Below are 26121 nucleotides of genomic sequence, written 5' to 3'. Positions count from 1 at the left end.
ACGGAGCCATGAAACTCACCGATACCGGGAAGGACGCCGACGAGGGCCTGTGCGTCGTGGTCGTGGGCGCCACCGGCAACCTCGGCACCAGCGTGGTACGCGCCTGCGCCGACAGCCCGGCCGTGACCTCCGTCATCGGGGCGGCCCGCCGTACCCCCAGCTGGCGACCGCCCAAGACGACCTGGGTGGCCGTCGACATCGAGCCGGGCGGCCCCGATCTGCTGCCCCTGTTCTCCGGCGCGGACGCCGTCGTCCACCTCGCCTGGAAGTTCCAGCCGACGCACGATCCGGCGACGACCTGGCGCACCAACGTCCTCGGGAGCGAGCGCGTCTTCGAGGCGGTCGCCGCCGCCGGGGTTCCGGTCCTGGTGCACGCCTCGTCCGTGGGCGCCTACTCCCCCGGCCCGAAGGACCGCGCCGTCGACGAGTCCTGGCCGACCCACGGCTGGCCTCAGGCCGCGTACACCCGGGAGAAGTCCTATCTGGAGCGGATCCTCGACGCGTACGAGCCGCGGTACCCGCAGGTGCGCGTGGTGCGGCTGCGGCCGAGCTTCCTGTTCAAACGGACCTCCGCCTCCGAGCAGCGACGGATCTTCGGCGGGCGCCTGCTTCCGCAGCGGCTGCTGCGGCCGAGCCTGATCCCGGCGATCCCCGATCTGCCCGGCCTCGTCTTCCAGGCCCTGCACACCGACGACGCGGCCGACGCCGCTCTGGCGGCGGTGACCCGTCCTGTCCGCGGGGCGTTCAACCTGGCTGCCGACCCGCCGCTCGATGTGGACGTCCTCTCGGGGATCCTGCACGCCCGTACGTTCGCGATGCCCGCGGCGCCGGTACGGGCGGCGCTGGCCACGGCCTGGCGGCTGCACCTGGCGCCGGCCTCACCGGACCTGTTCGACGCCGTCCTGCGCCTGCCGCTGCTGGACAGCGGCCGGGCCCGCACCGAGCTCGACTGGCAGCCCCGGTACACGGCGGTGCAGGCCATCGAGGAGTTCTTCGCCGGATTGCGGGAGGGGGCCGGGATGCCCACCGCTCCGCTGGCAGCGTAAGGAGAAACATCCGTCCCCCGCAGGACTAGGCTCCGAAGGATGGAACGCGCGGAGGTACTCAAGCGGGTCATCGGCATCCTCACGGAGGCCCAGGACATGCGTCGGGCGGCCGAGGCCGGGGAGGACGCGGCCGATGAGGTTCACGACGCGGATGAGGTCTACGACGGGGAGGGGGCCTCGGGCGGCGTCGCGACGCAGCTCCTGAACGAGATGCTGCCGTCGATCCGGGTGCCCGCCGACGCGACGCCGCGGGAGGTGGCCGCCCTGGTCGCCGAGGCGCTCGGCCCGGCGCTGCACACGATGGTCTCCGGGTTCAGCCTGGCGTTCACGAGCCTGGCGATGGCGCACGACGGCGGCCGGACGGACGTCTCCTCGATGGAGGTGCTCCAGGAGCTCGCCCTCGAAATCGAGGCCGGAGCATACGACGAAGACGCCTGATCCACCCCTCGGGCCCCTGCGGCATGCCTCGGCCGGGGTCGGGTAGGCGCCCGTCATGGCCGTACCACTGACTGACAGCACCCTGTCCCTCCTGACCCACGGCTACGCCTGGGCGCCCGGCTTGCGCAGGGCGCACGGCGGCGCGCCGGTGGTCCGGACCCGTCTCCTGGGCCACCAAGCGGCCCTGCTGCACGGCCCCGAGGCGGTGGCCCTCCTCTACGACGAACGGCGCGTCCAGCGTCACGGAGCCCTGCCCGGTCCCGTCCTGGACACCCTCTTCGGGCGCGCAAGGGCCTGTTCGTCTCCGCCCTGATGGAGCCGGGCGCCGTCGCCGCGCTCGCGCGCCGCGTCGAGAGCGGCTGGCGGGAGGCCGTCCCCGGCTGGGAGGGCCGGGAGGTCGTGCTCTTCGACGAGGTCGCCACCCTGCTCGCGCAGGCCGTCTGCGCGTGGACGGGCCTGCCGGTGCCGGAGGACGCCGCCCGGGAGATCGCCGAGGACTGCGTGGCCATGGTCGACGGCTTCGCGTCGCCGGGCCCCCGGCACCGGCACGCCCGCCACGCCCGGGAGCGGCAGGAGGCCGCCCTGGCCCGCGCCGTGGTCGACGTACGCTCGGCCGGGACGCGGGCGCCGGCCGGTTCTCCGCTGGAGGCGGTCGCCCTGCACCGGGACGCCGACGGCGCGCTCCTCGATCCGCACACCGCGGCCGTCGAGGTCCTGAACATCATCCGGCCGACCGTCGCGCTCGCCTGGTTCGTCGTCTTCGCCGCCCACGCCCAGCACCGCCATCCCGGCCGCCGGGACGAGCTGCGCTCCGGCGGCCCGGCCCAGGCGAGGGCGTTCGCGCACGAGGTCCGCCGCTTCTACCCGTTCGTCCCCTTCATCGGGGCCCGCGCCGCGCGCGACCTCACCTTCGCCGGCACGCCGCTGCCGGCCGGAACGCTGCTCCTGCTCGACGTCTACGGGCACCACCACGACCCCACGCTGTGGCACGCGCCCTACCACTTCGAGCCGCTGCGCTTCCGCGGCCGGGAACCGGGCCGCGACGAGCTGATCCCGCAGGGCGGCGGGGATGCCCGTACGGGCCACCGCTGCCCCGGCGAGGACATCACCGTCACCCTGCTCGCCTCGCTGTCGGCCGCTCTGGCCGACCTGGACTTCGCCGTGCCGGCCCAGGACCTGGCCATCCCCCTGAGCCGCATCCCGACGCGGCCGCGCAGCGGCTTCGTCATCGAGGTCGGCGTCGGGGCGAGCGGCCGTACGGCCCTGTCGTCGCGCTCGCGGTCGTAAGCGCCACAGGCGACAGCCCTACAGCCCTACAGGCGACGGCGAGCCTCCGGCTCAGCTCGACCTGCCCCGGCCGGTGACGATGTCCCGCGCGCGGTCGACCAGGCCGAGGCCCGGCGCGAGCAGCTTGTTGGCGGGCGGAGTCGACGGGGTACCGGGGTGCGGTCGGGTGGGGGCGAGCTTCTTCGCGCGTCGGATGCGGGAACCGAGGTCGTCCAACTGCTCCTGCGGGCAGTTGTGCCGCAGCGTCGGGAAGAGGTTCTCCTCCTCGTCCTTGATGTGGGCGAGGACCTCGGTGCGCAGCGCGTCCATGAGCTGGGTGAAGGCCGCGTCGGTCGTGTCCAGGCCTTCCAGGTCCTTGAGCATCTTCTCCACCCGGGAGTGGTCGGCGATCTCCTTGTCCGCGATCAGGTCGCCGTCTTCGAGGCGTTCACGGATGGCCGGGTAGAGGTACTGCTCCTCCGCGACGGAGTGGCGTACCAGTTCGATGGTCAGCAGGTCGGCGATCTCGCGTCGGCGTTCGCCGTCCGTGGCGGTCCGCAGTTGCTCGAAGTAGTCCTTCACCTCGTCGTGGTCGGCGGTGAGTTCCTGTACGACGTCTCCTCCGTGTCCCATGGCGTCCCTCCGGGGAGCGGGTGATCCGGACGCCGTTTCGCCCGGACGCTTCCCTACGGCGCCTGCCCCCTCGCCCCCGTCTCATGCGGGGGCGATTCAGGCGGGGGCGATCACCGGCGCGGTATCGCCGGCGCGGTGTCAGAGTTCGCGCAGGGCGGGCAGCAGGGAGCGCCGCGACCAGTCGAGGAAGGACTCCTGGTGCTCCCCGCCGATCTGGACCAGCGCGAGTTCGGTGAAGCCCGCCTCGGCGTAGGCCTTCGCGGCCTCGACGAACGCCTCCACGTCGTCGCCACAGGGCACGGCCTCCGCGACGTCTTCGGGGCGCACGGTGCGGGTCGCCTGCGCGAAGCCGGCCGGGCCGGGGAGCTCGGAGTTGACCTTCCACCCGCCGAGCGACCAGCGGAACTGGTCGTGGGCCCGTCGCAGGGCCGTCTCGCGGTCGGGGTCGTGGCAGACGGCGAGCTGTCCGACGCACGGTTTGCCGGAGCCGCCCCGGTCGGCGAAGGCGGTCACGAGGTCGCGCTCCGGCTCGACGGCGACGAGGAGGTCCGCGTGGCGGCCGGCGATCTCGCAGGAGCGCGGCCCGGAGGCGGCGATGCCGATCGGCGGGGGATCGTCGGGGAGGTCCCACAGGCGGGCGTTCTCGACGTCGTAGTGCGCGCCGTGGTGGTTGACGGTGTGGCCGGCCAGGAGGGCGCGGATGATCTCCACCGCCTCTTCGAGCATGTCCAGGCGGACGTGCGCGGCGGGCCAGCCCGCGCCGATGACGTGCTCGTTCAGGTTCTCGCCGGAACCCAGGCCCAGGCGGAAGCGGCCGCCGGAGAGGAGCTGCGTCGTCGCGGCCTTCTGCGCGACCACCGTGGGGTGGTAGCGGAACGTCGGGCAGGTCACGTACGTCATGAGCGGGATGCGGGTGGTGGCCTGCGCGGCGGCGCCCAGGACGCTCCAGGCGTAGGGCGCGTGCCCTTGGGAGTCCAGCCAGGGGAAGTAGTGGTCCGAGATCACGGAGAAATCGAAGCCCGCCCGCTCGGCGCCGACGACGTGGTCGACGAGTTCCCGGGGGCCGGCCTGCTCGGTCATCATCGTGTATCCGATACGCATGCCGGGCGCCTTGCCGGTGCCGGCGGTTCGAAACGCGCGGCGGCGGTCGGGTTCAGTACGGGCGGGTCTGCTCCTCGCGTCCGATGCCGGGTCGCTGACGCTTGGCGGAGTGGCCCCCGGCGGAGTGGCCGCCGCCGTCCCGCTCCGCCGACCGGTCGGGCTCGGGCGTCTTCGGGGTGGTGCCGCGCGGGCGCCGGCGCCGTGGCTCCTGCGGCTGGTCGTGGTCGGTCTTGTGCTCGTCCTGGGGCATGGCGTACTCCTCGGCCGTGCGTACGTCCTCCCCGGCACCTGCCCCCTCGGCCGGGAGCCACGCACTGCCGTACGACTGCCGTGCGCCGGGGGGCAAGGCGTCGGGCACTGAGGGGCAATCGGGCTGATCCGCGCGGATCTACGGTCGGGCCGTGGCCGGTCGCGGGAACGCGACGGCCGTCGCTTCCGATCTACCGAGAGGACCTCCTCGTGTTCGACATCACCCAGGTGCACGCCGCCCCGAGCACCGACCTGCTGACTCCCGACAACTCGGTCATGGTCTTCGTCGACCACCAGCCGCAGATGTTCTTCGGTACGGGCAGCGGTGACCGCGCCGCGATCATCAACAGCACGATCGGTCTCGCGAAGGCGGCCCGCGCCTTCGACGTGCCCGCCGTGCTCACCACCGTCGCCGCCGAGTCCTTCTCCGGGCCGCTGCTGCCGCAGTTGGCCGCCGTGTTCCCCGACCAGAAGCCGATCGACCGCACCAGCATGAACGCCTGGGAGGACGAGGCGCTGGTCGAGGCGGTCCGGGCCACCGGCCGCAAGAAGATCATCCTTTCGGGCCTGTGGACCGAGGTCTGCCTGGTGCTGCCCGCGCTGTCCGCGCTGGAACAGGGTTACGAGGTCTACGTCGTCAGCGATGCCTCCGGCGGCGTGAGCCCGGCCGCCCACGAGCACGCCCTCCAGCGGATGCTGGCCGCCGGCGCGGTCCCCGTCACCTGGGTGCAGGTCCTGCTGGAGCTCCAGCGCGACTGGGCGCGTACGGAGACGTACGGCGCCGTCATGGAGATAGTCAAGGAGCACGCGGGCGCGTACGGCCTCGGCGTCGTCTACGCGCAGGCGGTCATCGGCGCGCACGCGGCCGGCTGATCCCCTTGGACACCGGCCTGCTGGTCCTGCGGCTGCTGGTGGGTCTACTCATCGCCGGCCACGGGGTGCAGAAGATCAGCTCACACCTCGGCGGCAAGGGACTCGACGGCGGAACGCGGGAGTTCCGCGCGGACGGCTTCCGGGGCGGCGCCGTCACCGCCCTCGCGGCAGGCGGCGGCCAGATCGGCTCAGGGCTGCTGCTGGCGGCCGGACTGCTGACCCCGCTCGCCGCGACCGGCGCCATCGGGGTCATGACCGTCGCCCTCACCGTGAAGTGGCACAACGGCCTCTGGGTGCAGAACGACGGCTACGAGTACCCCCTCGTCCTGATCGGCACCGCCGCCGCCCTCGCGGCCACCGGCCCCGGGGCCTGGTCCCTGGACCGGGCGCTGGGTCTGACGCCGTACCCCCTGTGGTGGACGGCCCTGGTGCTCGCGGCCGGAGTCGGCAGCGGGCTGCTGACCCGGCTCGTCCTGCACCGCGCCCCGGCCGCGTAGACCGGGTTCCCCGAACCGGTCCGGCCGCCCGCGTACACCCCCTTGAACCGGGCGGCCGGGCCCTCGCCGCACCCCCCAACGACCTTCCCCCTCCCCACCTTTCTCACCGAGGAGTCCCCCCTTGTCGAACCCCCCGATCCTGGAGCCCGCCGCCAGGGCCTTCGCCGACGCGACCGCGAAGCCGCCGTTCCTCTACGAGATCCCCGTCGCCGAGGGCCGCAAGGCCGTGAACGACGTGCAGGGCGGCGACGGCGTCGTCCTGCCGCCCGTCGACGAGGAATGGGTGACCGTCCCCGGTGGCCCCACCGGCGAGGTCCGCACCCGCGTCGTCCGCCCGCGCGGCGCCGCCGGCCCGCTGCCGGTGATCCTCTACGTCCACGGCGCGGGGTGGGTCTTCGGCAACGCCCACACCCACGACCGCCTCGTGCGCGAACTGGCCGTCGGGGTCGGCGCGGCCGTGGTCTTCCCCGAGTACGACCTCTCCCCCGAGGCCCGCTACCCCGTCGCCGTCGAGCAGAGCTACGCCGTCGCGCGGTGGATCGGCGACGAGGGCCCCGCCAACGGCCTCGACGGCGGCCGGATCGCCGTCGCCGGCGACTCGGTCGGCGGCAACATGAGCGCCGCCCTCACCCTCCTGGCCAAGGAGCGCGGCGACGTCCGCTTCGTCCAACAGGTGCTGTTCTACCCGGTGACCGACGCGTCGTTCGACACCGAGTCCTACCGGCGGTTCGCCGAGGGCTACTTCCTGCGCCGCGACGCCATGCGCTGGTTCTGGGACCAGTACACGACGGACACGGCCGAGCGCGCCCGGGCCACCGCCTCGCCGCTGCGCGCCACCACCGAGCAACTCACCGGGCTGCCGCCCGCCCTGGTCATCACCGCCGAGGCCGACGTGCTGCGCGACGAGGGCGAGGCGTACGCGGCCCGGCTGCGGGAGGCCGGCGTCCCCGTCACCTCGCTGCGCGTGCTGGGCACCATCCACGACTTCGTGATGCTGAACGCGCTGCGCGACACGAACGCGGCGCGGCTCGCCATCGGGGTCGCCGTCGACACCCTGCGCGGGGCCCTGGCATGAGCGGGACGACGAGCATGCCCGTGGCCGGCATACGCCCGGCCTCGGACGACGCCGGCGCCGCCGACCTCGTCGTCCGCAACGCCAAGGTGTTCACCGGGGACCCGGCCCGACCCGAGGCCCGCGCCGTCGCCGTCCGCGACGGCCGGGTCGCGGCCGTGGGCGACGACGACCACGACCTCGCCGGGCTCGTCGGCCCCGCCACGCGGGTCGTCGACGCGCTCGGCCGCCGCGTGGTCCCGGGGCTCAACGACTCGCACCTGCACGTCATCCGCGGCGGCCTGAACTACGTGCTGGAGCTGCGCTGGGACGGCGTACGCAGTCTGCGTCAGGCCCTCGCGATGCTGCGCGAGCAGGCCGGGCGCACCCCCAAGGGCCAGTGGATCCGGGTCGTCGGCGGCTGGACGGCCGAGCAGTTCGCGGAGCGTCGGATGCCGACGGTCGCCGAGCTGAACGCCGCCGCGCCCGACACGCCGGTCTTCGTCCTGCACCTGTACCAGTCGGCCCTGATGAACCGGGCCGCCGTACGGGCCGCCGGGTACACCCGCGAGACCCCCGACCCGCGCGGCGGGCAGATCGTCCGGGGTCGGGACGGGGAGCCGACCGGGGTGCTGTTGGCGGCGCCGGGCGCCCTGCTGCTCTACTCCACCCTCGCGAAGGCCCCGGCCCTGGACGAGGCCGACCGGCGCACCTCCACGATCCACTTCCTGCGGGAGCTCAACCGCTTCGGCCTCACCTCGGCACTCGACGCCGCCGGCGGCTTCCAGAACTTCCCCGACAACTACGCGACGGTCATCGACCTGGCCCGCTCGGGCGAACTCTCGCTGCGCATCGCCTACTACCTCTTCCCGCAGACCGCCGGGCAGGAGCTCGCCGACCTCAGGCGTTGGACGGAGACGGTCCGGCCCGGGGACGGCGACGAGTGGCTGCGCCTGGCCGGCGCCGGTGAGAACCTGACCTGGGCCGCCGCCGACTTCGAGAACTTCGCCGAGCCGCGGCCGGCGCTCGACGCCGATTACGAGGTCGAGTTCGAACAGGCGGTCCGGTTGCTGGCCGAGAACGGCTGGGGCTTTCGACTGCACGCCACCTACGACGAGACCATCCGCCGTGATCTGGCGGTCTTCGAGAAGCTCGCGGCGCAGGGGCTCTTCCCCGCCGGCAACCGGTGGCTGTTCGACCACGCGGAGACCGTCTCCGACCACAGCCTGGACCGTATCGCCGCCCTCGGCGGCGCCGTGTCCGTGCAGAACCGGATGTCCTTCCAGGGCACCGCCTTCCTCGACCGGTACGGGGCCGAGGTCACGGCCCGCACGCCGCCGGTGCGGGCCATGCTGGAGCGGGGCCTGACGGTGGCCGCCGGGACGGACGCCACGCGCGTGTCCTCGTACAACCCGTGGGTGGCGCTGCACTGGCTGGTGACGGGACGCACCGTCGGCGGTACGGCGCTCTACCCGGCCGCGAACCGGCTCAGCCGGGAGGGCGCGCTCGATCTGTACACGCGGGGCGGGGCGCGACTGACGGGCGAGGAAGACGTCAAGGGGATCCTGCGGGAGGGGTATTACGCCGATCTCGCGATCCTGTCGCAGGACTACTTCACCGTGCCCGAGGCGGCCATCCCCGACATCGAGTCGGTGCTGACGGTGGTCGGCGGGCGCGTCGTCCACGCGGAGGCGGAGTACGCGGGCCTGGACGAGGCCGCCCCGCCGATCAGCCCGGCGTGGAGCCCCGTGGCCCACTTCGGCGGGTACGCCGCCGGTGGGGCGCGTCAGGCCGACGCGATGGCCGAGGCCGTCGCGGAGTCGGAGCGGCACCGCCAGTGGCGTGCCGCCCGGGTCGGCGCCGTGCCCGGACCGGTCGCCTCGGATCCCGTCGACCCGTGCTTCACGCACTGAACGAGGAGGCCCGCCAGATGAGTACGGTTCCCACCGCCGGCGAGAGCGCCGGCGGCCCGGAGGGCGGGGCGGTGTCCGGGCCCGGGGATGCGTCCGGGCGTCACTTCGAGCCCGATCTGCGCGCGATGACCCGGATCACCCTGCGTCCCATCGCCTCGCCGATGCCGCTCGGTTTCTTCACCGTGGCGATCGCGTCCGTGATGACGGGCTGTCTGCAACTCGGGATCCTGGAGGCCCCCGAGCGCCGGGCCGTCGCCCTGTGCGTGCTGCCCGCCTTCGCCTTGCAGTTCCTCGTGAGCATCCTGGCGTTCGGGGCCCGCGACGTGATCGCGGCGACGCTCATGGGCACCTTCGCCGGCAGTTGGCTGGCGTACGCGCTGGTCATGGGCACCGGCGCGGCCGGGGGGCCGAAGGTCCTCGGCGTGTTCAACCTGGCGTTCCTGTGCTTCGGTGCGCTGATGGCGGCCGTGACCCGGCCCAAACGCGCGCTGTGGTTCGTCCTGGTGGTCTCCCTGCCCCGCTGGGCGGCCACCGGCCTGGCCGGGCTGACCGGTGAGCAATGGCTGACGCAAACGGCCGGGGCCCTCGGCCTCGTGGTGGGCCTCGTGGCCACGTACGCGGCGTTCGCGCTGATGCTGGAGGACATGCGCGGCGAGGAGGTGCTCCCGATCGGCCGCAGCGGCCCGGCCCACCACGCGGTCGAGGGCGATCTGTCCGTGCAGTTGCGCAATCTGGAACGCCACGCGGGTGTACGCCGCACCCTGTGACCCGACGCCCGGACGCCCGGGGCGGCCGAGCCGTGTCTTGGCCGTCCCCGGGCGCCACCCCACCACCCCAAACCTGATATGTACGCGCCAATCAGGCGCCGATCCCCGTCCGGGCCTGCCCGGAATCCGCCTCCCCTCCCGCTCGGTTCGACACCGCGCGTGTACTGCCGGCATACGCGGCGTGATCATCCACACAGTCTCACCGCAGGACCTTCACGGGGCGCGCACTTCCGGCCGCGCCCTGGTCCCACCCTCCCCGAACGGCAGACGACGCACGCCGGGCCGCTCTAGCCTCCCGAGCCATGCGATCTCCCCTCAAGAGCCGTCTCGGCCTCGCCACCACCCTCGCCTTCACCCTGGCCCTGTTCGGCCTCGCGCCCGCCGCGAGCGCCGACCCCGCGCCGGCCGGCCTGTCGTTCACCACGAACGCCGCCACCGTCACCCCCGGCGGCACGGTCAACGTCTCGATGACGCTCACCAACAACAAGACCTACGACATCTGGTTCGTCTACCAGACGATCACGCCCACCTGGCTCACCACCCAGCGCCCCGACCTGAAGTACGGCTTCACCGGATGCAGCCTGGCGACCCCCACCGGCGCCACCGCCTGTTCCGGCACCGGCCCCTCCGACCTGGGCGGCAACTACGGCGCCACCATCCCGCCCGGCCAGAGCCGCACCGTCACCCTCACCCTTCAGGTGGCCGCCGACTCCGGCTGCAACGGCAACATAGGCTTCTACTCGTACTACTACGCCGAGTTCGGCGACAGCACGAGCACCAGCGGCGGGCCGGTCTTCACGCCCGAGACGCGCGTGCTCTGCGCCTGACGGATCGTCCGCCCGCCACACCGCCGACGGTGGCCTAAAATCGCCGTCGCCCACCCCTCCAGGTGGTCTGAACCACCGATCTCCCGCACCGGCGGACCGTCTCGGTCCGCCGGTGCGGCGCTCGCGCCCGGACCGGCCATCGAGGCCGCCGGGCACTTTCGCTTCCGGGCCGGCGGGGACGCGCGGCGGTCCGACTCGGGCTGCGTCACGGCCCGTTGGACACCTGCTTTTTTGCGTCGGTTTTCGCGACATCACCACGAAAGCTACACAGAGGCACCACCATGTGACGCGATGGATGCGTCGGCGACCGATTTCTGAGGGGGATATCGGCGTCGTGCAAGGGGGGCGTCCGCTTCGTGCGCGTCGCGGGCCCTCCCCTGCCCGGGGAGGGGACTTCACCGCATGAAGCGAAGGATCCGCACCGCCGTGTTATCGGTGGGCGCGCTCATCGCCACTCTCGGCCTGCCGGCCGGCACGGCACACGCCGACACCACCACGCCCCGCGTCGACCTGCGGGTACTCGTCGTCACCGACGGCGGTCCCGCCGTCCAGGCCATCACGGCGGAACTGGACTCGACGGGGACGCCGTACACGCGGATCGACCTCACCCGGCCGGACCGGCCCACCATCGACCCGGCCTTCCTCGCCGACACCGTCGACGGCCGACCGCGCGCCAAGTACCAGGCCGTGGTCCTGCCCAACGACAACCCGTTCGCGGCCGGTTCCGCCGAGATGTCGGCCCTGACGGCCTACGAGCAGGCGTACGCGATCCCGCAGGTCGACGCCTACACCTACGCGCGTCCCCAGGTCGGGCTCCAGTACTTCGTCCCCGGCGGGTACGCCGGCAGCGTCGACGGCGTGCGGGCCGCGGTCACCCCCGCGGGCCGCTCCGGTCCGTTCGGCTACCTCGAAGGAGCCGTGCCCTTCGAGGACAACTCGCCTCTCGTGGGCGAGAGTTACGCCTACCTCGCGCAGCCGGCGCCCGGCGCGGACTTCACCCCGTACGTCGACGCGCCCATCCCGGGTACCTCCCGGCGCGGGTCACTGGTCGGCGAGTACCGCCACGACGGCCGGCGCGAACTCGTCGTGACCTTCGTCTACAACCGCTACCAGCAGCAGTACCGGCTGCTGGCCCGCGGCATCGTGGAGTGGATGACCGGCGGCGTGCACCTGGGCGCCTCCCGCCACCACTTCGCCGTCCACGTCGACGACGTGTTCGCCGCCGACGACCGCTGGGACACCCGGCTCAACTGCACGCCCGGCGATGTCGACTGCGCCGCCGGTACGGGCACCCCCGCCCCCATCCGCATGACCGCCGCCGACGCCGAACGCGCCAAGTCCTGGCAGGAGGGCCGCGGTTTCACCCTCGACATGGTCTACAACGGCGCCGGCAGCCTCGACCAGCGCGAGGACCACGGCGGCGTGGACGAACTGGCCGACAGGCTCCACGCCGACCGCGACCGGTTCCGCTGGATCAACCACACCTACACGCACGCCTTCCTCGGCTGCGAACAGGACACCGGCGTCGTGCCCTGGCGGTGCGCCACCCACGCCGACGGCGCCACCAAGTGGGTCGGTCGGACCGCCATCGACGACGAGATCATCCTCAACCGCGTCTGGGGCCAGAGCTTCGGCCTGCCCCTGCACGACGACGAGCTGGTCACCGGCGAGCACTCGGGCATGGCGGTCCTGCCGCAACAGCCCCAGGACAACCCCAACCTGGCCCTCTCCCTGACCGGCAACGGCATCAAGTGGCTGGCCGCCGACAGCTCCCGGGACCCCGAACAGCGCCAGGTCGGCTCCGCGTCCACCGTCGCCCGCTACCCGGTCAACGTGTACTACAACGTCGGCAAGGCCACCGAGGCCGTCGACGAGTACAACTGGATCTACACCAGCCGCGCGCAGGGCGGCAGCGGCATCTGCGAGGACCACGCGGACACCACGACCTGCCTGCCCGCACCCCTCGACACCGCCACCGGGTACGCCGCCCACATCGTCCCGTCGGAGATCCGCACCGCGCTCGGACACGTCCTCGCGGGCGACCCGAAGCCGCACTTCATCCACCAGTCCAACCTGGCCGAGGAACGCCTCGCCTACCCGGTGCTGAACGGCGTCATCGACGGCTACCACGCCCTGTTCGCCGCCGACACGCCCCTGGTCAACCAGCGGATGAAGGACACCGGCGTCGAACTCCAGCGCCGCGCCGCCTGGAAGGCCGCCCTCCAGGCCGGCCGGGTCACGGCCTACCGCATCGGCGACACCGTGACCGTCACCGCCCCGAGCGGCCTCGACATCACCGCGACCCTGCCCACCGGCACCCGGCTCGGCGACGCCGCCGGCGCGACCTACGGCAGCCCGTACGCGGGCAAGGTCTCGGGCTGGACCACGGCGGCCGGTACGCCGCTCACCCTCGCCCTGCCGGCCTCGGCGCCCGCGGCCCGGCCGCCGTGGTCGCGGCGCGCCCGGCGCCGGCCGGCGTGCCCGCCCCGAGCACCCGCGTCCCCGCGGCCGTACGCGAGCACGCCACGGTCACCGCCCGGCGCTGAAACGGCGTACGCCCGGTCCCGGCCCCGCCCGCACGCGGCCGGGGCCGGCCCGACCATCCCCACCCACCGGCCGTGGAGCACACCCATGTACGTTCACCACGGCGCGCGACGCCCCGGCGCGACGCGCGTCACCCTGCTCACCGAAGGCACCTACCCCCACAGCCACGGCGGTGTCAGCGTCTGGTGCGACCAACTCGTCCAGGGCATGCCCGACATCGACTTCGACGTCGTCGCGGTCACCGGTACCGGCCGCGAACCCGTGGTGTGGGACCTGCCCGGCCACGTCCTGGGCGTCAGGTCCGTCCCGATGTGGGGCGCCCCGCCCGCCGGCCGCGCCCCCCGGGGACGCGCCCTGCGCCGACTGTCCACCGCCTACGAGCGGTTCCTGACCTCGCTGCTCGACTCGTGCGCCGAGGCCGCGTTCGCGCCCGCCCTCTACACGATGGCCCACGCCGCGGCCGACGGCGCCCTCAGCCCGTTCCTGCGCGGCGATCGCGGCGTCGCGATCCTCGCGTCGGTCTGGAACCGCCCGGGGCTCGCCGTCCGCGAGGCCCGGCCGAGCCTGCGCGACGCGCTCACCGCGACCTCGCTGCTGGAACACGCCCTGCGCCCGCTGTCCGCACCACCGCCGGACCACGGGGTCGCGCACGCGGTCAGCGGAGGCGTCGCCGTCCTGCCCGGACTGGCCGCGCTGGAGCGCCACGACGTCCCGCTGCTGCTCACCGAGCACGGCGTCTACCTGCGGGAACGCTACCTCGGCTACCGCACCGCCCCCTACCGCTGGCCGGTGAAGGCCGTCGTGCTCGGCTTCTTCCGGCTGCTGGCCGAGGAGAGCTACCGCCGGGCCGCCCTGATCACCCCCGGCAACCGCTACAACCGGCTGTGGGAGGAACAGGGCGGCGCCGACCCGCGGTCCATCCGTACGGTCTACAACGGCGTCGACCCCGCCGCGTTCCCGCCCGCCGGGCCCGAACCGGACGTACCGACCCTCAGTTGGGCCGGCCGCGTCGACCCGATCAAGGACCTCGAAACCCTGATCCGGGCCTTCGCCCTGGTCAGGGCGCGGATACCGGAAGCCCGGCTGCGCCTGTTCGGCGGAACGCCGCGCGGCGGGGAGGCGTACCGCGAGCGGTGCGAGGCACTGGCCCGCGAGCTGGGGCACGCGGACGCCGTCACCTTCGAGGGCCGGGTGGACGACATCAAGGACGCCTACGCGGCGGGCAACGTCGTCATGCTCTCCAGCATCAGCGAGGGCTTCCCCTTCACCCTCATCGAGGCCATGTCCTGCGGGCGGGCGACCGTGTCCACCGACGTGGGCGGGGTACGGGAGGCCGTCGGCGAGACGGGTCTCGTGGTCCCGCCGCGCGACCCGGCCGCCATGGCGGAAGCCGCCCTGGAGCTGCTCGGCGACGCGCCGAGGCGCGCGGCGATGGGCGAGGGGGCCCGGCTGCGGGTCATCGAACAGTTCACCCTGCGCCAGACCATCGACACCTTCCGCTCCATCTACCTGGACCTGCCCGAACTCGACCGGGCCGCGCGCCTCTCGCGGATCCCGGCGACGGCCGGTCCGCGTACGCCGGTCCCCGCGCCGATCACACCGGTGCCCGCGGCCGGGGCGCTGGCCGGATGAGCGGGCCGATGGCACTCGAACCGGGCGGATCGCATCAGGACACGCTGGCGCTGCGGCTCGCCGACACGAGCCGGCGCCCGCCGCGCCGGCCGTGGGCCGAGACCACCCTCGCCCCGCGCGTGCCCGGTTTCGGCCCCGACGAGGAGGAGGTCAGCCGGCTCGCCGCCGAGTTGGCCGACCGGATCGGGCCGGCCGTGCACCCGTACGAGGTGGCCGCCCTGCTGGAGGCGGACGGGTTGTCGGCAGACGTGATCCGGGAGCGGTACGGGCACCCGAACCTCTTCTCCCTCGCGGCCGCACTGTACGAGCGGGTGCCTCGCGTCTTCGTCGAGCCGGTCCGGGCGCCCGATCCGTGGCGGCCCGACACCGTACGGTGCCTGCTGCGCGGGCTGCTGTTCGCTCTGCCGGCTCTGGCGTACCCGCTCACCGCGCCACTGTGGAACCCGGGCCGGCACGCCGGCGCGCTGATCGTCGCCGGCGTCGTCTCCTGGGCGTGGGGCCAGGCCCTCGGGCACCGGGCCTACCTGCGGATGGTGACGGGGCGGCGGGCGGCGGGTCGGACGCTGCTGGTGGGGGCTCCGCTGGGGGCCGTCGTCGCCACCGCGGCCGCCGCGCTGCCGCCGGGGCGGGCCGGCGACGTGGGCGGCGGCCGCGCAGTCGCTGTACCTGGCGGCGGCGGGTGTCCTGTTGGTGCTGGGGCGGGAGCGCCTGTTGCTGGCCGCGCTCAGCCCGCTGATCGTGGGTGGGTCCGTCGTGCCGTGGTGGGAGCCGGGGCCCGTGGTGCGCGCGGGGCTGCCGGTACTCGCGCTCGTCGCGACGCTCGCGGCGGCCGGTTGGTCGCTGCGCGCCGCGTACGCCGCCGGGCAGGCGGCAGGGGACGCGGGCGGGCGGCCGCGGCTGCTCTGGTCCGTGCCGTACGGGCTCTTCGGGCTGGGGGCGGCGGTGCTGGTGTTGCTGGAGGGGCGACAAGAGCCGTACGCGGTGATCGCGCTGACGGTGAGCATGGGGCCGGCCGAATGGCTGCTGTACCGCTTCCGCGGGTTGTCGGTGACGGCGCTCGGCGCGGCGGCGACCCCGGCCGGGTTCCTGCTGCGGTCGGCGGGCGTCCTCGCGCTCTGCCTGTCCGGCTACGTGCTGCTCCTGCTGCCGGTGGCGCTGCTGACCGGCGCCGCACCGGCCGCCTTGCTGCCGCTGGCGGCGACCCTGTGGACGGCGCTGCTGCTCCAGGCCTTCGGGGTGGCCTGGCCGCCGGCCATCGTCTGCCTCACGGCCGCGGGTGGGGCGGGGACCGTCACGTTCCTGGGGCTGCCGCCGGGCCCGCTGATCCTGCCCCTGTCCTTCGGCCTCGCCGCCCTGAGCCTGGCCGGATGCGCGCTGTGGGTCCTCGGCCGCCCGGCCCGACACGCCTGACCCCGTTGTATCCGCCCCCAACCGATCCGTACGTCCAATCGACAAGAAGGGCACGTCAGTTGACCTCCGCACCGCTCGCCGCCGTCACCGGAGCCGAGGGCTTCATCGGCTCCCACCTCACCGAGGCCCTGGTCGCCCGCGGCTACCGGGTCCGGGCCATGGCCCAGTACAACTCCTTCTCGTCGTACGGATGGCTGGAGACCCTGGCCCCGGACGTCCTCGACCAGGTCGAGATCGTCCTCGGCGACGTCCGGGACCCCGGCTCGGTCCGCGGTCTCCTCGAAGGCGCGGAGGCCGCCTACCACTTGGCCGCGCTCATCGCGATCCCGTACTCGTACCGGGCGCCGCACAGCTACGTCGACACCAACGTCACCGGCACCCTCAACGTGCTGGAGGCCGTCCGCGCGCTCGGCACGCCGCGCCTCGTGCACACCTCCACGAGCGAGACGTACGGGACCGCCCGGACGGTGCCGATCACCGAGGACCACCCCATCAACACCCAGTCCCCGTACGCCGCTTCGAAGGCAGGCGGGGACCGGCTGGCCGACAGCTACCACGCGAGCTTCGACACGCCCGTGGTGACGCTGCGGCCGTTCAACACGTACGGCCCGCGCCAGTCGATGCGCGCGGTCATCCCCACCGTCATCGGCCAGGTGGCGGCCGGGGAGCGGGTCATCACCCTCGGGGACCTGCGGCCCACCCGTGACTTCAGCTTCGTCAAGGACACCGCGCAGGCCTTCCTCGCCGTGGGCACCGCGCCCGCCGAGCGGGTCGTGGGCCGGACCTTCAACTCCGGCACCGGCGAGGAGATCTCGGTCGCGGACCTGGTCACGCTGATCGGCAAGGTCATGGACGTCCCGATCGAGGTGCGCGAGGACGGCGAACGGCTGCGGCCCGCCGCCTCCGAGGTGATGCGGCTGGTCGCCGACGCGAGCCGGCTCACCGCCGCCACCGGCTGGGAGCCGGCGCACACCCTGGAGCAAGGCCTCGCGCGGACGGTCGAGTTCTTCCGCGATCCGGCCCACCTGGCCCGCTACAAGACCGGCATCTACAACATCTGAGCCCCGCGCCGCGGCGACGTTCACCGACCACCCCCCCGTGCCACTCCACGTCACTCGACGTCCCCCACGCGACCAAGGAGGAGACCCATGTACGCAGTGATCCTGGCGGGCGGCAAGGGCGTCCGGCTCCGGCCCTACACCACGGCCCTGCCGAAGCCGCTCGTCCCCATCGGCGACCAGCACGCGATCCTGGAGATCGTGCTGCGCCAGCTCTCGCGGGCCGGCTTCACCCGCTGCACCATCGCCATAGGCCACCTGGGCGAGATCATCCGCGCCTACGTCGGCGACGGCTCCCAGTGGGGCATGAGCGTCGACTACGCCACGGAGGAGAGCCCGCTCGGTACGATCGGCCCGCTGCTGAACCTGCGCGACCGGCTCCCCGAGCACTTCCTCGTGATGAACGGCGACGTCCTCACCGACCTCGACTACGCGGACGTGCTGCGCAGCCACGAGGCGTCGGGCGCCCCGCTGACCATCGCGACCTACCCGCGCAAGGTGCACATCGACTTCGGCGTCCTCACCACCGACGCCAGCCGCGTGATCGCCTTCACCGAGAAGCCGAGCATGGACTACCACGTCTCCATGGGCGTGTACGGCCTCAGTCGCGCCACGCTCGACGGCTACACGCCCGGCCTGCCGCTCGGCTTCGACGAACTCGTCCTCGATCTGTTGAACAGTCAGAACCTTCCACACTCCTACGCGTTCGACGGGTACTGGCTCGACATCGGCCGCCCCGACGACTACGACCGGGCGAACGCCGAGTTCACCACCCGCAAGTCCCTGCTGCTCAAGGGAGCCTGAGTACGTCATGCGCATTCTCGTCCTGGGCCGTACCGGCTACCTGGGCGCGCACGTCGACGACCGCCTGCGCGCCCTACCGGGCGCGCGGGTGTTCGACGCCGGTCGCTCGCCCGACGCCGACTTCGCCGTCGACCTCGCCACCGACCCGCCCGAGCGGCTGGCGCACACCCTGGCCGCGGCGGCGCCCGACGCGGTCGTCAACTGCGCGGGCTCGACCAGCGGGGACGCCGTCACGCTCGCCGAGGTCAACGCCCGCGGCCCCGCCGTGCTGTGCGCCGCCCTGCGCGATGCGGCGCCCTCCGCCCGCCTGGTCCACCTGGGTTCGGCCGCCGAATACGGGCCGGGTGAACCGGACACCCCCGTGGCGGAGTGGGCCGCCACCCGCCCGGTCGCCCCGTACGGCGCGACGAAGCTGGCCGGTACGGTCGCGGTGGCCTCCTCCGGGCTGGACGGCGTGGTCCTGCGGGTGGGCAATCCGGTGGGGCCCGGCGCTCCCCGCACCGGGCTGCCCGGCCGGATCGCCGCCCTGCTCCGCGAGGCCGGCACCGATCCGGCGGCGGTGCTGCGGCTGGGCGACCTGTCCGCCCACCGCGACTTCGTGGACGTACGCGACGTCGCGCACGCGGTGGCGCTCGCGGTGACGGCGCCCGGTCCGCTGCCGCCCGTACTGAACATCGGCGCCGGCCGCGCCGTCCCCGTACGGGAACTGGTACGGGAGTTGGCCGGGCGGGCGGGGTTCCGGGGGCGGATCGAGGAGGACGCGGGCGGGTCGGCCCGTTCGGCCCACGTGTCCTGGCAGTGCTCCGACATCACCGCCGCCGCCGAGGCCCTCGGCTGGCGCCCGACCCACGGGCTCGGCGAGACGCTCGCCGCGCTGTGGGCGGCGAGCGCCGCGGGAGGATCCGGGACCGGGACGCCATGAGCCTGCTCGTTCCGTTGTACGTCCACCCCGTCGAGGATCCGGGTGCCTGGCACCGGCTGATCACGGGCGCCGCCGCGATCTACGGGGTGGTGCTCAACCCGGCGAACGGGCCGGGCAGCCGCCCGGATCCGGCGTTCGCGGCGGCGGCAGCGGCGCTGCGGACGGCCGGCGCCCGGCTGCTCGCCTACGTGGACACCGACTACGGAACGCGCGGCCAGGCCGAGTTGATCCACGAGATGTGCCGCTACCGGGAGTGGTACGCGGTCGACGGCTGCTTCCTGGACCGGGCGCCGGCGACGCGGCAGGAGCTGCCCGGCTGCCGCCGGTTGGTCCGCTCGCTGCGCCGACTCGGGGCGACGGCAGTGGTGTTGAACCCGGGGGTGCACCCGGTGGCCGGCTACGTGCGCCTCGCCGACCTGACCGTCACCTTCGAGGGGCACTGGTCGACGTACGTCTCGGCGTTCACCCGTCCGGCGTGGACGGCCCGGCACCCGCCGGACCGCTTCTGTCACCTCGTCTACGGGGTGCCCGAAGCCCTGGTTCCCCTCGCCGTCCGCACCGCGCACGAGCGCGGCGCGGCGGTCGCGGGCCCGGTGACCGGCGAACTGCCCAACCCCTGGGTCGCATTGACCCCGGCCGTCCCGGGCCCCGACCCCCACCCGTGAGCGGGCGACACGGCCGGTTGAGCGGTGTGGTGGGGCGCCTTCTGGCACGCTGGGGTCCGTGAGGACGCAGAGCGCGAGCGGTCGTCGGTCGCCGATCGGCTTCCTGGAGATCAGTCGGCCGCAGGAGATGTCGGCGGAGCTGCGGAGCCGGCTGGTCGACTGCTGGATCAGGGTGATCAACGCGGGGGGTGCCGTCATCCACGGCGGTTTCCCGATGCCGCCGGTGAGCACCGAGCAGGGAGACCGGGTCGCGGGGCTCATCGTCGACGGGCTCGATCCCGGGCGGAGCCGTCTGCTGATCGCGACCGTCGACGGGCGGTTCGCCGGGTGGCTGGTTCTGAGCCGCAATCCGCACCCCCTCACGGCACACTGCGGCGAGGTCAACCACGTTCAGACCCATCCGGACTTCCGCGGACGCGGCATCGGTGCGGCGCTGATGCACCGGGTCCGTGATCTCGCCCGCCAGGACATGGAGCTGGAACAACTGCACCTCAGCGCACGGGCGGGCCTGGGGCTGGAGAAGTTCTACGAGGGCCTGGGCTGGCGCGAGATCGGGCGGTGGCCCGGCGCGCTGCGGGTGGCGCCCGGCGAGGACCGCGACGAGATCCTCATGTTCCTCGCCCTCTGACGGGCCCGCCGCGTTTCGGTCATCTCCCGCCGTCCCGCGTACAAACCGGGCCGGTAGGGCATAAACAGGCCCGCGATGGATAACGTCTTATGATCGGCTCGCGGGAGGAGCAGCTGGGAATGAGCACCGCCCCCCTGTACCTGGAACCGCGGTTGGCACCGCGCCTCGCGGCGCTCCTGAGTTCGGCGTCGTTCCTGCACCTGCTCGTGGACGCCCTCGGCTCGCCCCTGGGCGTCCTGCTCCCCGACCAGATCGCGGAGAACGCCGAGGGCTTCCGGTCCGTCTACCGCCGCCACCACCTCGGCGGGCAGGTCTTCTTCGCCCACAAGGCCAACCGTTCCCGCTCCCTCGTCCGGCGCCTGACCACCACGGACGCCGCCGTCGACGTCGCCTCCGTCGGCGAGCTGCGCCACGCGCTCGGGGACGGCTTCACCGCCGACCGGATCGTGGCGACCGGCCCGAAGGATCCGGCTTTCCTGTGGCTCGCCGCGCGGTCGGGGGTCACGGTGAGCGCCGACGGCCCCGGTGAGCTGGAGGCCGCGGCGGGCCTCGTACGCCGCTACGGCCTGCCCCGGTTACACGTGTTGCTCCGGTTGTCGGAGTTCGAGACCTCGGGGCCCAGGATGCTGTCGCGCAGGAGCCGCTTCGGTACGTCCGTGAAGGCCCTGGCGCCGCTCCTGGACCTGCTCGAACGCCACCGGGACGCGATCGAACCGGTCGGCGTCGCCTACCACCTCGACACCACGAGCCCGGACGAGAAGGCCATCGCCCTCGAAGGCTGTCTGCGCGCCATGGACGACCTGCGACTACGGGGGTTCCAGCCGCGCGCCGTCGACATCGGCGGCGGCTTCGGTGTCAACTATCTCGCCCACGCCGCCCAGTGGGAGCGTTACACGAGTGAACTCACCGCCGCCGTGCTCGGCCGGCGCCCGCCGCTGACCTGGGGCGGGCACGGCTACGGGCTGCACGCCGAGGGCGGTACGCTGCGCGGCGCCCTGAGCCTCTACCCGGCGCACCGCCCGGTCGCCGGCGCCGCCTACCTCGACGAGTTGCTGTCCCGCCCGGCCCCCACCCTGGGCCGCCCGCTGGGCACGCTGCTGCTGGAGAGCCTCTACGACCTGCACACCGAGCCGGGCCGGGCCCTGGCCGACCAGTGCGGCGTCTCCCTCGCCCGGGTCCTGGAGGTACGCCGCACGGACGCGGGCCCGGCGCTCGTACGCCTCGCCATGAACGCGAACGACGTCGCCCTGGAAGACCACGGCATCCTCATGGACCCCGTACTCCTCCCCCGCGCCGGCGAAGGCGTCGGCCCGCAGGAACCGGTCGGGGTCCACCTGATGGGCAACCTCTGTCTGGAGGCCGACCTGATCACCCGCAGAACGGTGTTCCTGCCCCGGCCGCCGCGCCCGGGTGACCTGCTGGCCTTTCCCAACACCGCCGGGTACTGCATGGACTTCGGCGCCACTCACGCACAACAACAGCCGGTGGCCCGCAAGGTGGCGGTCCATCAGCGCCAAGGAAGCGGGGGCGCCTGGCGCTGGTGCCTGGACGAGGAGTACTGGCCGATCGAGGAGCACGGGCCCTTCGAGGAGCATGGGCCGATCACCGATTCGGGGGGACGGGCATGAGGTACGACAGCATCACCGAGGCCATCGGCAACACCCCGCTGGTCCGCATCGATCCGGAAGTCCACGGCCTGCGCCACATCGACCTCTACGCGAAGTTGGAGATGCTCAACCCCTTCGGCTCGGTCAAGGACCGCGCCGCGTGGAACATGGCCCGCTCCGGCCTGGCCGGTGCCCGGGAGCGCGGTGAGACGATCGTCGAGCTGTCCAGCGGCAACACCGCGAAGGCGCTGGCCGTGATCGCCGGTATGCACGGGCTGTCGTTCAAGAGCGTCACGAACCGCATGCGCATCCCGGAGGTCAAGGACCTTCTCCTGCTGTTGGGCGCCGAGATCGAGGAGCTGCCGGGCCGCAGCGAATGTCTGGACCCGACGGACACCGAGGACCCGCTGACCCTCTTCCACCAGAGGCTGAACGAGTCCGGCAGTGCCCACCTGCACACCGACCAGTACTTCAACGCGCTCAACACCGAGGCACACGCGACGGGCACGGGCCCGGAAATCGTGGCGGACCTCGACGGCCGGGCCCCGGACTGGTTCCTCGCGTGCGTCGGCACGGCGGGTTCGTCCACCGGCGTGGCCCGCGCCCTGCGCGCCCACGACCCGGCCGTCCGGGTGATCGGGCTGGTGGGTGAGAAGTCGGACTTCATCCCGGGGATCCGCAACATCGACGAGGTCCACGAGGTCGGCCTCTTCGACCCGGGGACGTACGACGCGATCGAGTCGGTCGGCGCCGACGACGCCATCGACGGCATGCTCACCCTCGTCCGCCGCTGCGGCATCCTCGCCGGCCCGACCGGCGGCGCCGCCTACCAGGGCGCGGTCCGCCATCTACGGCCGCTCGACGGCGAGTTGACGGAGCGCAGGACGGCCGTCTTCATCGTCTGCGACCGGGTGGAGAGCTACCTCGGCTACGTGAAGCAACGCCGACCGGAGCTGCTGGGCCGGCCGCCCGCGCGGAACTCCGTGGCCACACTCACCGACGCCGAGGTACGGGCGGCCCAGGTCATCGAGGTGCCGGACGCGCGCAAGTGGCTCGCGGCGGAGCGCCCGTTGGTGATCGACCTGCGCAGCTCCTTCGCCTACGCCGCGCTGCACATCGACGGGTCGGTGAACATCGTGGACGAGCTCTTCGACGAACTGGTCAGGGGCGGGCTCCCGTTCGGCAAGCGGCAGCCGGTCCTGCTGGCGTGCCCGGTCGGCGAGCAGTCGGCGCGCTACGCCGCCCTGTTGACCCGGATGGGCCATCCCGACGTGCGCAGCCTCGCGGGCGGGATCATCGCGTGGCGGGACGCGGGCGCCCCGCTGGTGCGTGATTGACGTGGGCGCGGCCGATCCGCTGGACACCCTGGAGGCGCTGCGGTCGTGGCAGCGCCCGCTGCGCGCCCAGTTCCCGATCATCGTGGCGAACCCGGAGTTGGCGTACCTGGACAGCGCGGCGACCGCGCAGAAGCCGCAGGCGGTGCTGGACGCCGTACAGGAGTACCTCACCACCTCCAACGCCAACGCGGGACGCGGCTCGTACCCGTGGGCCAATGCCACCACGGCGGCGGTGGAGCGGGCCCGCGCGCGGGTGAAGGAGTTCCTGGGCGACCGCGAGCCGGCTGCCGGGTCGTCGTCCTCGGTGCACTTCACCAGCGGCACGACCGAGGGCCTGCGGGCCGTCGCCCGGGACTGGCTGGCGGACCGGCTCCGCGACGGTGACGAGATCATCGCCCCGTTCGCCGATCACGAGGCGAACCTCGCGCCGTGGCGGGAGGTGCGGGAGTCGCTCGCCCGGCAGGGCGTGCGGATCCGGTTGCGCGAACTGCCTTACCAGGACAGCTCGGGGGACTACGATCCGGCGGCGCTCGCCACCTCGCTCGGTCCGCGTACCCGGTTCGTGGCGGCGACCCACGTCCACCACGTCTACGGCGCCGACATGAACGTGCACCGCATCCGCGAGGTGGTCGGACCGGACGTCCCGATCTGCCTCGACGCCGCCCAGAGCGTGGGCCACATGCCGTTCTCGGTCGCCGAACTCGACGTGGACTTCGTGGTGTTCTCCGGACACAAGTCCCTGGCGCTGCCCGGCTCCGGCGCCGTGTGGTCCCGGGGGACGCGGGGGCCGGCGTTCCGGCCGGGTGGGTGGGCGGGCACCCCAACACCGTCGGCATCGCGAGCCTGACCGCCGCGCTCGACTGGCTGGACGCCGCCGGCACGGACCGGATCGAGGCGTGGACGGTGGCCCTCGCGGCCCGGCTGACGGACGGGCTGAGCCGGCTGGACGCGTACGAGGTGCTCGGCTGCCGCTCCAGCCTGACGGCGGGCTCCGAGGTCCAACGGCGGCGGAGCATCGTGGCGTTGCGGCACCGCGAGATCCCCTCCCGCGACCTCGGGTTCATCCTCTACAGCCACGGATTCATGGTGCGCTCCGACAGCCACTGCCAGGCGGGCGCGGGGGAGGCGGACGGCTCGGTCCGGGTCAGCCTGCACGTCCACAACACGCGTGAGGAGATCGAGAAGCTGCTCACCACGCTCGCCAGTCTGCAATGATTTTCATGTGGAGTTCAAGGCCGCGAGAGCGGCGCGAGTACGAGCACGAGCGGGCAGGAACATGAACGTGGGCACGGTGGCGGCCGGCCGGTGGGTGGAACGCTGGGAACGCCAGCAGCAGCGCTACGCGATCGACCGTGAGGAGCGGTTCACGGTCATCTCGGACGTGGTCGAACGGGTGACGGAGGGCCATGCGGGCCCCCTGTTCCTCGACCTGGGCTGCGGGCCGGGCTCGCTGGGCGCCCGTCTGGCGCGGCGCATGCCCACCGCCGAGGTCGTGTGCGTCGATGCCGATCCGCTGCTGCTGCAGCTGGGCCGGGCGCACCACGGGGCCGCCCTGCGCTTCGCCGAGGCCTCGATCGGGGAGCCGGGGTGGCTCGACGGGCTCGCGCTGGACCGGCCGGTGGACGCGGCCGTCTCCACGACGGCCCTGCACTACCTCGGCGAGGAGGCCCTGAGGCGGACCTACCGGGAGCTCGCCGCTCGCATCCGCCCCGGCGGGGTCCTCGTCAACGGCGACCATCTGGAACCGGACTCCCCCAAGGTGCACGAGCTGGCCGTCGACATCGGCCGCCGACGCGCCGAGCGCCGCCGGTCCCACACGCACGAGGACTGGGAGTCGTGGTGGTCGGGGGTGCGCGCCGATCCGGAGCTGACGCCCCTGCTCGCCGCCCGCGACCGCCACACCCATCCGCCCTGCGAGGGCAACGACCTGACCCTCACCGACCACCTCTGCCTCCTGCGCGAGGCGGGCTTCGAGCACGTCGGCACGGTCTGGCAGTTCGGCGCCAGCCATGTGGTGGTCGCGGTGCGTTGACCTCGCGGTGCGTTGACCTCTCAGTGCGTTGACCTCTCAGTGCGTTGACCTCGCGCCGCACGGCCCCGCGGTCACCTGGCCGGCTCCGCCGCGTTCAGCGGCCGGCGCCACGCGTTGCGTCGGCGTACGGCGTCCAGGTCGGCCTGGAGCGGGCTGGGCGGCACGGCGAGGACCGGGCAGGGGGCGTGGGCCAGGCAGTACCGGGCCACCGACGGGCGCAGCACGCGCAGCAGGGGGCCGCGGGAGCCCGTACCGACGACGAGCAGGTCACCGGGGTCGCGCACGGTGTCGACGAGGGCGGCGCCGGGGGTTCCCCGGACCGTCAGGCCGGCCAGGGTCACGCCCGGGGGCAGGCCGGCGCCGAAGGCGGTGTGGAGGATCTCCCGCAGGCGTGCGACCGCCCCCTCGCGGCAGCCCGTCAGCAGCGGCGTGCCACCGCCTCCGCCTCGGGTACCCGGTCCGCCGAGGGGGGCCTGCCAGGCCAGTACGACCCACAGCTCCGCGTCCCGCGCCCGTGCTTCCGCGGCTGCCCGGTGCAACGCCGTCATGCTTCCGAGGGATCCGCCCGTACCCACCACCACTCGTCCGCGCACCGCCGCACCATCCCGTCCGCCGCCCGTCGGCTTTTTCTCGACGCCCATGAACAACCATGAACGCCCATGAAAAGGCGGCGGCGGGGCGCCGGGTGGCCGCGCTGACGCGCTTCTGACGCCGGAACGGTGAACCTGTACGGGTCCTTGACGGGGACACCCGACCGGCCGTCAGTGACGTGTACGGAATAGGCCGATCCGCGTCAAGGTCGCGTCAAGGAGCGGCGCGGA

At 73.4% G+C, this 26121-nt stretch carries 23 protein-coding genes and 2 pseudogenes; 21 read left to right on the top strand and 4 right to left on the bottom strand.

Annotation, left to right across the window (positions count from 1 at the left end):
- Positions 1-8 precede the first annotated feature (8 nt).
- Genes M4D82_RS29835 through M4D82_RS29825 form a run of 4 tightly spaced genes read left to right on the top strand, consistent with a single transcriptional unit; the run spans position 9 to position 2771 of the window.
- On the top strand, positions 9-1046 hold the full coding sequence (locus M4D82_RS29835) for an NAD-dependent epimerase/dehydratase family protein (RefSeq protein WP_249770244.1): 1038 nt from the start codon (positions 9-11) through the stop codon (positions 1044-1046).
- Between the two features lie 39 nt (positions 1047-1085).
- A complete protein-coding gene (locus tag M4D82_RS29830) occupies positions 1086-1484 on the top strand; it encodes a hypothetical protein (protein WP_249770242.1) in 399 nt (132 codons plus the stop codon).
- Between the two features lie 55 nt (positions 1485-1539).
- Positions 1540-1797 carry a hypothetical protein gene (locus M4D82_RS34680; RefSeq protein ID WP_502989026.1) on the top strand — a complete coding sequence of 86 codons (258 nt, stop codon included), beginning with the start codon at positions 1540-1542 and terminating at the stop codon, positions 1795-1797.
- The gene (locus tag M4D82_RS29825; RefSeq protein WP_502989025.1) at positions 1797-2771 is read left to right on the top strand and encodes a cytochrome P450; all 975 of its coding nucleotides are present in this window, start codon (positions 1797-1799) and stop codon (positions 2769-2771) included. Before M4D82_RS34680 ends, M4D82_RS29825 begins: the two co-directional genes overlap by 1 nt.
- Before the next feature lie 51 nt (positions 2772-2822).
- Here M4D82_RS29825 and M4D82_RS29820 read toward each other — a convergent pair whose 3' ends face one another.
- The 3 genes from M4D82_RS29820 to M4D82_RS29810 all read right to left on the bottom strand — a co-directional run bounded on the left by M4D82_RS29820 (position 2823) and on the right by M4D82_RS29810 (position 4734).
- Complete coding sequence (locus M4D82_RS29820) at positions 2823-3383, bottom strand: hemerythrin domain-containing protein (protein WP_249770240.1); 561 nt, start codon at positions 3381-3383, stop codon at positions 2823-2825.
- A 138-nt stretch (positions 3384-3521) separates the two neighbouring features.
- On the bottom strand, positions 3522-4484 hold the full coding sequence (locus M4D82_RS29815; RefSeq protein WP_249770238.1) for an LLM class F420-dependent oxidoreductase: 963 nt from the start codon (positions 4482-4484) through the stop codon (positions 3522-3524).
- A gap of 52 nt (positions 4485-4536) precedes the next feature.
- On the bottom strand, positions 4537-4734 hold the full coding sequence (locus tag M4D82_RS29810; RefSeq protein WP_249770236.1) for a hypothetical protein: 198 nt from the start codon (positions 4732-4734) through the stop codon (positions 4537-4539).
- Between the two features lie 209 nt (positions 4735-4943).
- Between M4D82_RS29810 and M4D82_RS29805 the strand changes: the two genes are divergently transcribed.
- From M4D82_RS29805 to M4D82_RS29725, 17 genes and pseudogenes are all read left to right on the top strand, one after another.
- A complete protein-coding gene (locus M4D82_RS29805) occupies positions 4944-5606 on the top strand; it encodes a hydrolase (RefSeq protein ID WP_249770234.1) in 663 nt (220 codons plus the stop codon).
- Between the two features lie 5 nt (positions 5607-5611).
- On the top strand, positions 5612-6103 hold the full coding sequence (locus tag M4D82_RS29800) for a DoxX family membrane protein (RefSeq protein WP_249770232.1): 492 nt from the start codon (positions 5612-5614) through the stop codon (positions 6101-6103).
- A gap of 121 nt (positions 6104-6224) precedes the next feature.
- A complete protein-coding gene (locus tag M4D82_RS29795; protein WP_249770230.1) occupies positions 6225-7178 on the top strand; it encodes an alpha/beta hydrolase in 954 nt (317 codons plus the stop codon).
- Complete coding sequence (locus M4D82_RS29790; protein WP_249770228.1) at positions 7175-9067, top strand: amidohydrolase; 1893 nt, start codon at positions 7175-7177, stop codon at positions 9065-9067. Before M4D82_RS29795 ends, M4D82_RS29790 begins: the two co-directional genes overlap by 4 nt.
- 125 nt (positions 9068-9192) lie before the next feature.
- Entirely contained in the window at positions 9193-9834 is a 642-nt protein-coding gene (locus M4D82_RS29785; protein WP_249772274.1) for a GPR1/FUN34/YaaH family transporter, read from the top strand.
- A 302-nt stretch (positions 9835-10136) separates the two neighbouring features.
- Positions 10137-10661 (top strand): COG1361 family protein, encoded by a 525-nt coding sequence (locus M4D82_RS29780; protein ID WP_249770226.1) that lies wholly within the window; start codon positions 10137-10139, stop codon positions 10659-10661.
- A gap of 402 nt (positions 10662-11063) precedes the next feature.
- Complete coding sequence (gene pelF / locus M4D82_RS34410; RefSeq protein ID WP_349637102.1) at positions 11064-14837, top strand: GT4 family glycosyltransferase PelF; 3774 nt, start codon at positions 11064-11066, stop codon at positions 14835-14837.
- Positions 14834-16247, top strand: a pseudogene (locus tag M4D82_RS29770) (hypothetical protein). Before pelF ends, M4D82_RS29770 begins: the two are co-directional and overlap by 4 nt.
- A gap of 59 nt (positions 16248-16306) precedes the next feature.
- On the top strand, positions 16307-17308 hold the full coding sequence (locus tag M4D82_RS29765; protein WP_249770224.1) for a GDP-mannose 4,6-dehydratase: 1002 nt from the start codon (positions 16307-16309) through the stop codon (positions 17306-17308).
- Positions 17309-17395: 87 nt separating this feature from the next.
- On the top strand, positions 17396-18109 hold the full coding sequence (locus M4D82_RS29760; RefSeq protein WP_249770222.1) for a nucleotidyltransferase family protein: 714 nt from the start codon (positions 17396-17398) through the stop codon (positions 18107-18109).
- A 7-nt stretch (positions 18110-18116) separates the two neighbouring features.
- Positions 18117-19031 carry an NAD-dependent epimerase/dehydratase family protein gene (locus M4D82_RS29755; protein WP_249770220.1) on the top strand — a complete coding sequence of 305 codons (915 nt, stop codon included), beginning with the start codon at positions 18117-18119 and terminating at the stop codon, positions 19029-19031.
- Positions 19028-19696, top strand: coding sequence for a spherulation-specific family 4 protein (locus M4D82_RS29750; RefSeq protein ID WP_249770218.1), 669 nt, complete (start codon positions 19028-19030; stop codon positions 19694-19696). Before M4D82_RS29755 ends, M4D82_RS29750 begins: the two co-directional genes overlap by 4 nt.
- A 58-nt stretch (positions 19697-19754) precedes the next feature.
- Positions 19755-20324 (top strand): GNAT family N-acetyltransferase, encoded by a 570-nt coding sequence (locus tag M4D82_RS29745; RefSeq protein WP_502989024.1) that lies wholly within the window; start codon positions 19755-19757, stop codon positions 20322-20324.
- 119 nt (positions 20325-20443) lie between these two features.
- Positions 20444-21952 carry a Y4yA family PLP-dependent enzyme gene (locus M4D82_RS29740; RefSeq protein ID WP_249770216.1) on the top strand — a complete coding sequence of 503 codons (1509 nt, stop codon included), beginning with the start codon at positions 20444-20446 and terminating at the stop codon, positions 21950-21952.
- Positions 21949-23268 carry a pyridoxal-phosphate dependent enzyme gene (locus tag M4D82_RS29735; protein ID WP_249770214.1) on the top strand — a complete coding sequence of 440 codons (1320 nt, stop codon included), beginning with the start codon at positions 21949-21951 and terminating at the stop codon, positions 23266-23268. Before M4D82_RS29740 ends, M4D82_RS29735 begins: the two co-directional genes overlap by 4 nt.
- A 1-nt stretch (position 23269) precedes the next feature.
- Positions 23270-24483: pseudogene (locus M4D82_RS29730) on the top strand (aminotransferase class V-fold PLP-dependent enzyme).
- 61 nt (positions 24484-24544) lie between these two features.
- Entirely contained in the window at positions 24545-25300 is a 756-nt protein-coding gene (locus M4D82_RS29725; protein WP_249770212.1) for a class I SAM-dependent methyltransferase, read from the top strand.
- A 71-nt stretch (positions 25301-25371) separates the two neighbouring features.
- On the opposite strand, the gene M4D82_RS29720 is transcribed toward M4D82_RS29725, so the two are convergent.
- Positions 25372-25893, bottom strand: coding sequence for a universal stress protein (locus M4D82_RS29720; protein WP_283844522.1), 522 nt, complete (start codon positions 25891-25893; stop codon positions 25372-25374).
- Positions 25894-26121: the final 228 nt, after the last annotated feature.

The sequence above is a fragment of the Streptomyces sp. RerS4 genome, assembly GCF_023515955.1.
In the GTDB taxonomy this organism is placed as follows: Bacteria; Actinomycetota; Actinomycetes; order Streptomycetales; family Streptomycetaceae; genus Streptomyces.
The sequence above is the reverse complement of the archived record's forward strand: the minus strand, read 5'-3'. Positions and strand labels throughout refer to the sequence as shown.

Bases quoted from the DNA above. Each gene is read 5' to 3' on its own strand.
- M4D82_RS29835 (WP_249770244.1), top strand. From the start codon at position 9: ATGAAACTCACCGATACCGGGAAGGACGCCGACGAGGGCCTGTGCGTC.
- M4D82_RS29830 (WP_249770242.1), top strand. From the start codon at position 1,086: ATGGAACGCGCGGAGGTACTCAAGCGGGTCATCGGCATCCTCACGGAG.
- M4D82_RS34680 (WP_502989026.1), top strand. From the start codon at position 1,540: ATGGCCGTACCACTGACTGACAGCACCCTGTCCCTCCTGACCCACGGC.
- M4D82_RS29825 (WP_502989025.1), top strand. From the start codon at position 1,797: ATGGAGCCGGGCGCCGTCGCCGCGCTCGCGCGCCGCGTCGAGAGCGGC.
- M4D82_RS29820 (WP_249770240.1), bottom strand. From the start codon at position 3,383: ATGGGACACGGAGGAGACGTCGTACAGGAACTCACCGCCGACCACGAC.
- M4D82_RS29815 (WP_249770238.1), bottom strand. From the start codon at position 4,484: ATGCGTATCGGATACACGATGATGACCGAGCAGGCCGGCCCCCGGGAA.
- M4D82_RS29810 (WP_249770236.1), bottom strand. From the start codon at position 4,734: ATGCCCCAGGACGAGCACAAGACCGACCACGACCAGCCGCAGGAGCCA.
- M4D82_RS29790 (WP_249770228.1), top strand. From the start codon at position 7,175: ATGAGCGGGACGACGAGCATGCCCGTGGCCGGCATACGCCCGGCCTCG.
- M4D82_RS29785 (WP_249772274.1), top strand. From the start codon at position 9,193: ATGACCCGGATCACCCTGCGTCCCATCGCCTCGCCGATGCCGCTCGGT.
- M4D82_RS29780 (WP_249770226.1), top strand. From the start codon at position 10,137: ATGCGATCTCCCCTCAAGAGCCGTCTCGGCCTCGCCACCACCCTCGCC.
- pelF (WP_349637102.1), top strand. From the start codon at position 11,064: ATGAAGCGAAGGATCCGCACCGCCGTGTTATCGGTGGGCGCGCTCATC.
- M4D82_RS29760 (WP_249770222.1), top strand. From the start codon at position 17,396: ATGTACGCAGTGATCCTGGCGGGCGGCAAGGGCGTCCGGCTCCGGCCC.
- M4D82_RS29755 (WP_249770220.1), top strand. From the start codon at position 18,117: ATGCGCATTCTCGTCCTGGGCCGTACCGGCTACCTGGGCGCGCACGTC.
- M4D82_RS29750 (WP_249770218.1), top strand. From the start codon at position 19,028: ATGAGCCTGCTCGTTCCGTTGTACGTCCACCCCGTCGAGGATCCGGGT.
- M4D82_RS29740 (WP_249770216.1), top strand. From the start codon at position 20,444: ATGAGCACCGCCCCCCTGTACCTGGAACCGCGGTTGGCACCGCGCCTC.
- M4D82_RS29735 (WP_249770214.1), top strand. From the start codon at position 21,949: ATGAGGTACGACAGCATCACCGAGGCCATCGGCAACACCCCGCTGGTC.
- M4D82_RS29725 (WP_249770212.1), top strand. From the start codon at position 24,545: ATGAACGTGGGCACGGTGGCGGCCGGCCGGTGGGTGGAACGCTGGGAA.